Below are 7,426 nucleotides of genomic sequence, written 5' to 3'. Positions count from 1 at the left end.
TATACACAGCCATTGGGGACGTGGCGAAATTGGTAGACGCACTGGATTTAGGTTCCAGCGCCGCAAGGTGTGAGAGTTCGAGTCTCTCCGTCCCCACCATAAATCATTTGAATTAAGATGGTTTATAAGGCAATAGAGGATTGGTGTAATGGTAGCATGACGGTCTCCAAAACCGTTCGTCAAGGTTCGAATCCTTGATCCTCTGCCAACTTAAAGTCTAACGCAAAGTTAGCACCCTGATGGGGACGTGGCGAAATTGGTAGACGCACTGGATTTAGGTTCCAGCGCCGCGAGGTGTGAGAGTTCGAGTCTCTCCGTCCCCACCATCAGTAATGAAGCAAGGTATTAAGCCTTGCTTTTTTATTGCCTAAAATTTAGTGAAGAACTGAATAGCCTTTTTATACAGATAGAACATAAAAATAGATTCAACTGCCGATTTTATGACAGAAAAGCGGGTGATTGCTTATAAAAGCGCTTGTCATATAGTGTCTATCGCTATAATATACACAGCCATTGGGGACGTGGCGAAATTGGTAGACGCACTGGATTTAGGTTCCAGCGCCGCAAGGTGTGAGAGTTCGAGTCTCTCCGTCCCCACCATAAATCATTTGAATTAAGATGGTTTATAAGGCAATAGAGGATTGGTGTAATGGTAGCATGACGGTCTCCAAAACCGTTCGTCAAGGTTCGAGTCCTTGATCCTCTGCCAACTTAAAGTCTAACGGAAAGTTAGCACCCTGATGGGGACGTGGCGAAATTGGTAGACGCACTGGATTTAGGTTCCAGCGCCGCAAGGTGTGAGAGTTCGAGTCTCTCCGTCCCCACCATCAATAATGAAGCAAGGTATAAAGCCTTGCTTTTTTATTGCCTAAAATTTAACAGATGATTCATATATAAAAAAAGCCCCTTTAAGGGGCTAAATTTTGATTCATCACGCGAAGTAAGTATGGAGCAATTTTAGGCTTTCAAATGGTCTTCGAATTCTTCACCGAGCTGCATAGCCAAGTTATTGCCCGCTAGGTCGCAAGTCACCAGTCCATATTCTTTTTTAAAGCTAAAAGTAAAGCCACGGTTGTCTGCTAAGGTTTTAACTGAATAACCTAATTTCTCTAGCCAAATACGAAAGGCGATGAGGTTTTTTGCTTTCACTACTTTTTTCACGAGGATATTCCTTTTTCACTGATAAATTATTAATAGGGATATTTCACGCTTTTTTAAAGGGGATTTTTTTATATATTTTTGTTTTGTCTCTTTTTAAAGCAATCTAAACTAAGGCGAAAACGTATAGAAAGCATAAATGAGAGTATTTTATTGTTTAAAATAATTTTATCATGATGAAAAATAAGAATATTTTGAGATGAGTCTCAATACTTTAGAATTATGTGCGTTCGTTGTAGAGAAATATTTTGTCGTAAATAGAAATGTAATGATTTTTTTCAAAGGCTGGGTACTTTGAGACAGTAATGCCATTCAGTCTTGCTCGTGATCATTCGATTATGGCATCGTGTGGTTTGAAACTGCATTGGTTGAAATTTTGAGAGCTTAAAGGTTAAGGGTAGAAGCCCCAACTGATCGTTTTAACTCAATAGAAGCATACATACATAATAGGAGACTGCGTTAGTCAGCAGTCTCTAGAAGGGGGAGACCAATTAAAATTGATCCTTCAGATCACGTAGTCTTTTAAACTCTTCCACATTTTCTGTACGTAAAAAAGGATTGGTTTCAAGTTCGATCTCAATACTGCTAGGAAGGGTACATTGACCCAAATAGCGCATAGTTTCGACACGGTCTAAACGCTCTTGAATAGCGATATTGTCTGGTTCGACTTGGTTGGCAAATTTCGCGTTAGAGAGCGTGTATTCGTGCGTACAATAGACTTTTGTTTCGGCAGGCAAAGCCGCTAAACGATTGAGCGAATGGTACATCTGCTCATGTGTACCTTCAAACACTCGCCCACAGCCCATAGCAAACAGAGTGTCACCGCAAAATAAAGTCTGGATAGATTCAATAAAGTACACAATATGGCCCAGTGTGTGGCCAGGAACTGCTAAAACATCGATATGTAAATCATGAAATGAGAAATATTCGTCATCCATTAATGCATGAGTGATGAAAGGAATTTTAGATAATTCCTCACGTGGCCCATACACAGGGATATTGCGACTCGCAAGCAGGTCAGAGACACCACCAATATGGTCTTTATGCCAATGAGTCAGCCAAATTTGAGTAATGCTTAAGCCATGTTCAGTGCAATAATCTTCAACTAATCCAGCCTCAGTTGGATCAACCACCACGACTTGCTTTGATGAGGTGTGTTCCAGTAGCCAAATATAGTTTTGGAGTTGGTTTTTCACATCAATCATATGAACTTGATAAGTCATTTTTCTTCTTCAAAGAGCTGCATGTATTCATTCTACTGTAGCGGGTACACGCACTGAATTCCAGTCATGAATTATGTGTAACGCATAAAGGATAGCTCTTTCTTATTCTGTATTTTTCTCTTTCTTGTCATATTGTGCTGTTATCTTGGACATAAAAAACCACGCTAAAAAGCGTGGTTTTTTATGTGTTCAATCTAATTTAGATTAGATTTTACCTACTAGGTCGATTGAAGGAGCAAGAGTTGCTTCGCCTTCTTTCCATTTAGCTGGGCAAACTTCACCTGGGTGAGCGTGCACATATTGAGCTGCTTTAACTTTACGAAGTAATTCTTGAGCATCACGGCCAATACCACCAGCGTTGATTTCAACGATTTGGATTTTACCTTCTGGATCGATTACGAAAGTACCACGGTCAGCAAGACCAGCAGCTTCGATTAGAACGTCGAAGTTTTTAGAAAGAGTCCACGTTGGATCGCCGATTAATGGGTATTGGATTTTACCAATAACTTCAGAAGTGTCGTGCCAAGCTTTGTGAGTGAAGTGAGTGTCAGTAGAAACACCGTAGATTTCCACGCCTAATTTTTGGAATTCAGCGTAGTTGTCAGCAAGGTCACCAAGTTCAGTTGGGCAAACGAAAGTGAAGTCAGCTGGGTAGAAGAATACTACAGACCATTTGCCTTTAAGATCTGCTTCAGTTACGTCAACAAATTGACCGTTGTGATATGCAGTAGCTGCGAATGGTTTTACTTCAGTATTAATCAAGCTCATCATTGTCTCCATGATTGGGGTTTGTATTTAATGTTGAATAGGGTATCGAAATTTTTGTTATTGCTGAAACAGTATTTTTACATTACAAGAATCGGAAAAACCGAATCTTACTCCAGACTATTTCAGCTAATGTGATCATTCTGTTCATTTAGCATGATAAATATGATGACCAAATGACAAAATCATCTATTCCGCAACTCGTTTACAGACATGATGTCCCTAGGCTTAAAATTCAAGGGGATATTTGAAAAAAAGTTAAAATTAAAAAATTATGCTGTACTTTCGCTTCGCTGTATTACCACGTAAACTAAGCGATTGATGTTTTTGATGTAGGTATTTTTTCTGTGCAGCGTCCTTTAAATATAGAGCAATTGGTGATGGTCAAAGACCGTCATCGTTTAAACCGACTCAAAAAAGGAAAAGATGCCAACGAAAAGCAATATCAAGTATTATTTGAACAGTCGCATTTAAAAGTTCTAGAGCGTATTGAACGCATTCCGAATATTAAACTGAATCAAGACCTGCCTGTTACGCAGTATGCAGATAAGTTAATTGATGCCATTCAAGAGCATCAAGTGATTATCGTTGCAGGGGAAACAGGTTCAGGTAAAACCACACAGCTACCGCAAATTGCGATGCTAGCAGGTCGTGGTTTAACGGGTCTGATTGGTCATACACAGCCACGTCGTTTGGCTGCGCGTAGTGTGTCCCAGCGTATTGCTGAAGAAGTTGGTGAGAAACTTGGTGAGTCGATTTCCTTTAAAGTTCGTTTTAATGAACAAGGGTCGCAGGATTCGATCATTCGTTTAATGACAGATGGTATTTTGCTGGCAGAGTTGGCCAATGACCGTTATCTCAATAAATACGACACCATTATTATCGATGAAGCGCATGAGCGTTCGCTTAATATCGACTTTATCATGGGGTATCTCAAACAACTTTTGCCTCGCCGTAAAGATTTAAAAGTCATCATCACTTCGGCAACTTTAGATGTAAACCGTTTTAGTCAGTACTTTAACAATGCACCTATTTTTGAAGTAGAAGGTCGTAGCTTTCCTGTTGAACTACGTTATCGCCCTGTATCTGAGATGAGCATTGTCGGTAGTGATGATGATGAGTTTGATGACTTTGAAGAAAACCTGCCTCGTGCTGTCGTGCAAGCTGTAGAGGAATGTTTTCGGGATGCACAAGAAAAAGGACATCCTGAATATGCCGATACTTTAATTTTTGCCAGTACCGAACAAGAGATTCGTGAGTTACAAGAAACTTTGCAAAAGCATGGGCCGCGACATACAGAAATTTTACCTTTATATGCACGCTTGGCCTTAGCTGAACAACAAAAAATTTTTAATCCATCAGGTGGCGGGCGACGCATTATTATTGCCACCAACGTTGCAGAAACAGCGTTGACTGTACCCAATATTCGTTATGTGATTGACAGTGGTTTTGCGCGTATCTCTCGCTATAACTATCGTTCACGCGTACAGCGTTTACCGATTGAAGCGGTTTCACAAGCAGCGGCAAATCAGCGTAAAGGTCGTTGTGGTCGTATCGCCCCTGGTGTATGTATTCGTTTGTATTCTGAGGAAGACTTTCAAAGCCGCCCTGAGTTTACCGAACCTGAAATTAAGCGAACAAACTTAGCTTCAGTGATTTTGCAGATGCAAAGTTTAGGGCTGGGTGCTTTAGAAGATTTTGATTTCATTGAGCCGCCAGATCATCGTTTAGTCAACGATGGTCGTAAGTTGTTGGTTGAACTTGGGGCAATGTCTGATAAGAATCCGCCAAAAGTTATAGTTGAAAAGCAGTCCGTAACATCTTCTTCTGTGGGTAAAGGAGGCATACAAGGAGGATTAACCAAAATTGGTCAACAAATGGCCAAAATGCCAATTGATCCACGTTTGGCCCGTATGATTTTGGGTGGGGCACATTTTGGCGTGTTGAATGAAGTCTTGGTGATCGTTGCCGCCTTGGCCGTACAAGACCCACGTGAACGCCCTGCGGATAAACAAATGCAGGCAGATCAAAAACATGCATTGTTCCGTGAAGTCGATTCTGACTTTTTATTTTATATAAAACTTTGGGAAGCACTGGTTGCCAACCGGGATATGAGTGAAAACAAGCGTCGTACTTTTGCGCGTAATCACTTTTTAAGCTGGTTGCGTTTACGTGAGTGGAAGAAAACTCATGAGCAATTGGTCGATTTAGCAAAAGGCTTAAAGCTGTCTTTTAATGAGAAAAAAGCCAGTTATGAAAATTTACACCGTGCACTTTTAACAGGTTTGTTGTCTTTTATTGCCAATAAAACCGATGAACGCAATGTGTTTATGGCTGTGCGTCAGCAAAAGGCCCGCATTTTTCCAGCATCTACCTTACATAAGACCAATACGCCTTGGGTCATGGCTTTTGAGATGGTAGAAACTTCACAAGTCTACATTCGTACACTGGCAAAAATTGAACCTGAGTGGATTTTGCTTGCAGCAGGTGATTTGCTGAAGCACCACTATTTTGAGCCGCACTGGTCGAAAAAAGCAGGTGTGGTCAATGCCTATGACCAAATTTCACTATTTGGCTTAATTATTGAGCCGAAACGTCAGATCAACTATGAAAAAGTCGACCATGTTGCAGCACATGAAATTTTCCTTCGAGATGCACTGACGACAGGGCATTTGGGCATTACGCCACCCTTTTTAAAACACAACCTGCTTAAACTTGAAGAAGTAGAGCGGGTCGAAGATAAGCTACGCCGCCGTGATTTGGTGGTGGATGAAGAGACTATTTACCAGTTTTATGCGGCTAAAGTGCCTGAAGAGGTGGCAAGCCGTCGTAGTTTTGAAGACTGGCGCTCAACGGTTGAACCGCAAAACCCACGTTATTTATTTATCGATGATGATGCGTTGTGGATGAACGACCGTCCAACCACGCAGCAGTTTCCCGATTTTTTACGCAATGGCGAACTGCGCCTTGCGGCCAGTTACCGTTTTGATCCAAGCCATGACGAAGATGGTGCAACAGTGAAAATTCCGTTGCAAGCCTTACCTCAGGTGGATGAAAACTTGTGGTCTTGGGGTATTCCTGGTTGGCGTCAGGATTTAATGGAAGCCTTACTCAAGGCGCTGCCTAAAGATAAACGACGTCATTTGGTGCCTATCCCTGATACGGCTGCAAAGCTAATGGCGAAAGTAGATGCGATGCATTTGCAACAGCATATTTTTAGCTTTTTAGCCTTCCAGTTGCGTGGCGAACAAATCTCTGAAAAAGACTTTAGCTTTGAGCGGGTTGAACAATATTTATTGCCATTGATTAAGGTGATAGATGACAAAGGCCGTGTGATTGAACAAGGTCGTGATTTATCTGAGTTAAAAGCGCGTTGCCGAACGGAAACTCATAGTCCAGTCAAACAGCTCAAAGGTGAGTTCCAAGCTTTTCCTGAAAATTTTGTGTTTGAAGCATCACAAAAAGTGACGGGCGTGGTGGTGAAGCAGTATCAAGCTTTAGTCCCGACCAAGGCATTTGCGGCACTGGAACAAAAGGATGAGTCCGGTGTGGTGATTCAGACCTTTAATGATCAAGCTGAGGCGATTAAACAGCACCGCGAGGGTGTACTTCGTTTGGTGCATATACAACTGGGGGATTTGGTCCGTCAGTTGAAAAAGCAAATTTCCAAACCGTTGGCATTGGCGTATTCACCTTTGGGCGATAAGGCGCAGCTGGAGCAAATGTTAGTTTATGCCACACTGCAAATGTCGATCAATGAACTGCCTGTCAACGCACAAGAGTTTGAAAACTTGGTTGCAAATGTCAAAAAAACTTTTCTGACCCATGGGCAAAAAGCACTGGCAGATGTGACAGAGATCTATATCCAATGGCAGGATATACGTCGAAAACTGTTGGTCTTAGATGATGCAGTGTTTGGGAAAAATATTGATGATGTTGAAGATCAGCTAGATTTGATGTGCTTATCAACTTTTGTTTATGTGAAATCTTCCGACATTTGGCTTGAATTTCCTCGATATTTGAAAGCATTGGTCTTGCGTTTGGAGCGCCTGCCCAATAACCTACAGAGGGATAATTCTGCCATTGATCAAGTTGACCCGTGGATGGAAAAATTATTTAAGTTTAAAAATGACACTCGCCTTAAAGAATTGTATTTCATGGTTGAGGAGTTTCGGATTTCTTTATTCTCTCAACCGATGAAGACAAAGATGCCCATTTCTCCAACTCGCTTGCAAAAAGTATGGGAAAAACTTGGAATCAGTTAAGATATAGGTAATTTA

General features: G+C 41.4%; 4 protein-coding genes and 6 tRNA genes. 7 read left to right on the top strand and 3 right to left on the bottom strand.

Going from position 1 to position 7,426, the window contains the following annotated elements; genetic code table 11:
- The first annotated feature begins 14 nt into the window (after window positions 1-14).
- The 6 genes from MF4642_RS08370 (at window position 15) to MF4642_RS08345 (ending at window position 827) form a co-directional block, all read left to right on the top strand.
- A tRNA-Leu gene (locus MF4642_RS08370) sits at window positions 15-99 on the top strand.
- 35 nt (window positions 100-134) lie between these two features.
- Window positions 135-208 (top strand) — tRNA-Trp (locus MF4642_RS08365).
- 33 nt (window positions 209-241) lie between these two features.
- Window positions 242-326 (top strand) — tRNA-Leu (locus MF4642_RS08360).
- 189 nt (window positions 327-515) lie between these two features.
- Window positions 516-600, top strand: a tRNA-Leu gene (locus tag MF4642_RS08355).
- A 35-nt stretch (window positions 601-635) separates the two neighbouring features.
- Window positions 636-709: transfer RNA gene (locus MF4642_RS08350), tRNA-Trp, on the top strand.
- Between the two features lie 33 nt (window positions 710-742).
- Window positions 743-827: transfer RNA gene (locus tag MF4642_RS08345), tRNA-Leu, on the top strand.
- Between the two features lie 130 nt (window positions 828-957).
- Here MF4642_RS08345 and MF4642_RS08340 read toward each other — a convergent pair.
- The 3 genes from MF4642_RS08340 to ahpC form a co-directional block, all read right to left on the bottom strand.
- The gene (locus MF4642_RS08340) at window positions 958-1,161 is read right to left on the bottom strand and encodes a hypothetical protein (RefSeq protein ID WP_004696295.1); all 204 of its coding nucleotides are present in this window, start codon (window positions 1,159-1,161) and stop codon (window positions 958-960) included.
- Window positions 1,162-1,649: 488 nt separating this feature from the next.
- Window positions 1,650-2,381 (bottom strand): hydroxyacylglutathione hydrolase, encoded by a 732-nt coding sequence (gene gloB / locus MF4642_RS08335; RefSeq protein ID WP_078425913.1) that lies wholly within the window; start codon window positions 2,379-2,381, stop codon window positions 1,650-1,652.
- A 204-nt stretch (window positions 2,382-2,585) separates the two neighbouring features.
- On the bottom strand, window positions 2,586-3,149 hold the full coding sequence (gene ahpC, locus MF4642_RS08330) for an alkyl hydroperoxide reductase subunit C (RefSeq protein ID WP_004982189.1): 564 nt from the start codon (window positions 3,147-3,149) through the stop codon (window positions 2,586-2,588).
- A 344-nt stretch (window positions 3,150-3,493) separates the two neighbouring features.
- Between ahpC and hrpA the strand changes: the two genes are divergently transcribed.
- Window positions 3,494-7,411, top strand: coding sequence for an ATP-dependent RNA helicase HrpA (hrpA, locus tag MF4642_RS08325; protein WP_078425912.1), 3,918 nt, complete (start codon window positions 3,494-3,496; stop codon window positions 7,409-7,411).
- Window positions 7,412-7,426: the final 15 nt, after the last annotated feature.

Source organism: Acinetobacter sp. MF4642, from assembly GCF_002018925.1.
GTDB lineage: Bacteria > Pseudomonadota > Gammaproteobacteria > Pseudomonadales > Moraxellaceae > Acinetobacter > Acinetobacter johnsonii.
This window is presented reverse-complemented; position numbering and strand designations above follow the sequence as displayed.

What these genes read in the sequence shown, in the direction of transcription:
- gloB (WP_078425913.1), bottom strand. Translation starts at nt 2,381, where the DNA reads ATGACTTATCAAGTTCATATGATTGATGTGAAAAACCAACTCCAAAAC.
- ahpC (WP_004982189.1), bottom strand. Translation starts at nt 3,149, where the DNA reads ATGAGCTTGATTAATACTGAAGTAAAACCATTCGCAGCTACTGCATAT.